This is a genomic window from Fructilactobacillus sp. X1R3C1, assembly GCF_059901545.1.
The window spans coordinates 1-851 of record NZ_JBWXUT010000016.1; the positions used below are offsets into that span (position 1 = coordinate 1).

General features: G+C 44.9%; 1 protein-coding gene. It reads left to right on the forward strand.

The window, feature by feature from the left end; genetic code table 11:
- On the forward strand, positions 1-837 hold an 837-nt coding region (locus AC6UD8_RS07010; protein ID WP_500723600.1), incomplete at its 5' end, for a mucin-binding protein.
- Positions 838-851 lie beyond the last annotated feature (14 nt).

Below are 851 nucleotides of genomic sequence, written 5' to 3' on the forward strand. Positions count from 1 at the left end.
CTAACTAAGAACGTTACTAGAACCATTCACTACGTTGATAAGAATGGGAACAAGCTAGCTGATGATGTGGTTCAATCAACGACCTTTACTAGAACGGCAACGTTTGATCAAGTTACTGGTCAGGTAACTTACAGTGCATGGACGACTAAGAGTGACGTCTTGAGTGGGGTTAACTCGCCAGTTATCAATGGTTACTATACCAACACTGCTTCAGTTGGACAAGCAACGGTTAACGCTGATTCTAACGACTCCGAAGTAACGGTCGTTTACTACGCCTTAGGTCACTTAGTTCCTGATGTTCCGGGCAGTCACCCGATCGTTTATCCAAATGATCCCAACAACCCAAGTGATGCTGGTAACCCAATTATCCCTGACATTCCTGGATACACTCCAGTTGATAAGAACGGGAACAAGTTGGTCCCTGGCACACCATATCCGATTGATCACAATGATTTAGGAAAAGATACTCCAATTCATTATGTGAAGAATGCTGAACCATCAACTCCGGTAGCTCCAAATAAACCAGAGAAACCTTCAGCACAACCGGAACCAACTAAGCCAAGTGCACCAAAGGAAGTTCCGGCCGCACAACCGGAAGCTCCGAAGGCTAAGCAGGCCCCACAAACTCCTGCTAAAGCACCGGCTCAACCAGCTAAACCACAAGAAAAGCAAGCTCCAGCAGCTAAGCCAGCTAAAAAGTCTGAAAAGAAGACGACGTTACCACAAACTGGTCAAAGTTCTGATAGCTTCTTAAGCCTGATCGGAACCATGCTTCTGTCACTTCTCAGTTTCTTTGGCTTAGGGAAATGGTTTAAAGACCGAAAAGAAACCAAGTAAGTTTGTGATTTAAA